The organism is Streptomyces sp. NPDC006265, assembly GCF_040613555.1.
GTDB lineage: Bacteria > Actinomycetota > Actinomycetes > Streptomycetales > Streptomycetaceae > Streptomyces.
In genome coordinates this window covers 1-2,082 of record NZ_JBEXSH010001213.1, presented here as the reverse complement: position 1 = coordinate 2,082, position 2,082 = coordinate 1, and the positions used below count along the sequence as shown (strand labels likewise).

Annotated in this window: 3 protein-coding genes; all 3 read left to right on the top strand. The window is 74.4% G+C overall.

All coding sequences use genetic code 11. From position 1 onward, the window contains the following. Positions 1-282 (top strand): hypothetical protein (locus tag ABZ281_RS47225; protein ID WP_356664778.1); only part of this gene is annotated, 282 nt, incomplete at its 5' end. Beyond that, positions 279-1,526, top strand: a complete 1,248-nt coding sequence (locus ABZ281_RS47220) for a hypothetical protein (RefSeq protein WP_356664776.1) — start codon at positions 279-281, stop codon at positions 1,524-1,526. The genes ABZ281_RS47225 and ABZ281_RS47220, both read left to right, overlap by 4 nt. Further along, positions 1,519-2,082: MFS transporter (locus tag ABZ281_RS47215; protein ID WP_356664774.1), on the top strand; the 564-nt coding region annotated here is incomplete at its 3' end. The genes ABZ281_RS47220 and ABZ281_RS47215, both read left to right, overlap by 8 nt.

Here is a 2,082-nt window from a genome sequence, read left to right as displayed (position 1 = left end):
GCGCTCGACCGCTGGTGCGCCGACGACGCGGTCGCCCACGCGGCCGAGGACGGCGCCTACTGGTGGCTCAAGGGCCTGTCCCTGCTCGCGTTCCCGGTGATGCCGGACCTCGCCGAGCTCCTCTGGCAGCGCCTCGGCGGCGCCGGAGAGCCTCGCGCGGCGGCCTTCCTCGCCAGGACCCCGGCCCACCGGGACCGGCCCGCGCCCGGCTTCGGCCGGGTGAGCGCCGCCGATCTGGAGGCCTGCCTGCCCGACACCCTGCGACCGGGAGCGGACGCGTGACCGACCGGACCACACCGCTGTACGTCGTCCTCAACCGCTCCGGCGACGAGTTCGGCGAGTACCACCGTTTCCTCGACGGCCACCCCTGCCGGACGGTGTACCTCACCACGCCCGGCGGGCTGCCCGCGCTCGACCAGGACGGGGCGAGCGAGGTCCATGTGCGCGACAGCCTCGCCCACGACGACCTGCTGCCCCTCGTACGGGAGATCGCGGACCGGCACGGCCCGCCCGAGGCCGTCTTCGGCCAGTCCGAGTACGACATCCTGACGGCCGCCCGGCTCTCGGCCGCGCTCGGCGCCCCCGGCGGCTACGGTCTCGACCTCGTCGAGCGGTTCAAGGACAAGCCCGCCATGAAGAGCGCGGTGGGCGCGGCCGGACTGCGGGTTCCCCGGTTCCTGCGTCTCGACGACGCACCCTCGGCGGAGGCGGTCGTCGACGCCCTCGGCGGTCTGCCCCTGGTCCTCAAGCCGCGCGCCGCGGCGGGCTCCCAGGGAGTCACGGTCGTCCACAGCGCCGACGAGCTGCGCGACGCTCTCAAGGGCGTCGACCCCGAGGCGTACGAGTGCGAGGAGTACGTCGAGGGGGACATCTTCCACGTCGACGGCGTCCGCCGCTCCGGCCGCCTCCACTTCGTCACCGCTTCCCAGTACGTCCACACCTGCCTGGACTACGCACACGGCCGCCCGCTCGGCTCGGTCCTGCTCGACCCGGGCCCCGAGCGCGAGGAGCTCACCACGTTCGCCGACCGCTGTCTGGGGGCGCTCGGGCTGCGCGACGGCGCGTTCCACCTGGAGGCGATCCGGCGTCCGGGGGGCGAGCTGGTGTTCCTGGAGGTCGGGCTGCGGCCGGGCGGCGCGCAGGTGCCGTTCCTGCACGTCGACCTCTACGGCATCGACCTGTTCGCCGAGGCGTTCCGGGCGGCCCTGGGCCTGCCCCCGCTGTGGCAGCCGTCCGAACCGGCCGGGCCCCGGGCCGGCGGCTGGCTCATCTACCCCGCTCCGCGCGAGCTGCCCGGACGGGTCGTCGCGCGCACCTCGCCCGGGTCGGCCGTCCCCGAGGTCTACCACGAGGAACTGCCCGCGATCGGCCAGATCATCACCGGGCCCGGCAGTTATGACGAGGGCTGCGGGATCTTCCGGTTCCGGGGGCGGAGCGCCGCCGCGGTGCGCGCCGCCGTGCACACCGCGATGGAGGTGTACGGGCTGCGGACCGAGCCGGCCGAGGGCGCTGAGCCGCATGGCTGAGGCACGCCGGTACGGCGCCGTACTGCGCGCCTGGTTCCTGGAGACCCTTCCGGCCGCGGGGAACGCGCGCAGACTCGGCGTCCTGACGCTCATCCAGTCCCTGGGGCTCGGGGTGTTCCTCACCTCCAGCGCCGTGTTCTTCACCCGGACCATCGGCATCCCCGCCCAGCGCGTGGGCCTCGCCCTGTCGGTCGCCGGGCTCTGCGGTCTGGTCTGCACCGTGCCCATCGGCCGGCTCGCGGACCGGCTCGGCGCGGGCCGGGTGCTCACCGTCAACTTCCTGCTCGCGGCCGCCGGCTTCACCGCGTACTGCCTGGTCGACGGCTTCGCCGCGTTCCTCGCCGTCGCCTGTGCCATCGCGGTCCTGGAGACCTCGGCGGGCGCGCTCCAGGCGTCGCTCACCGACGCGCTGGTGGGCGAGGCGGAGCGGGTCAGGGTGAGCGCGCAGCTGCGCAGCCTGTTCAACCTGGGCTTCCTCGGCGGCGCCGCGCTGGCCATGCTGATCGTGGTCGTACCGCACTTCATCAGTGCCCTGGTGCGCACCTACGGCTGGATC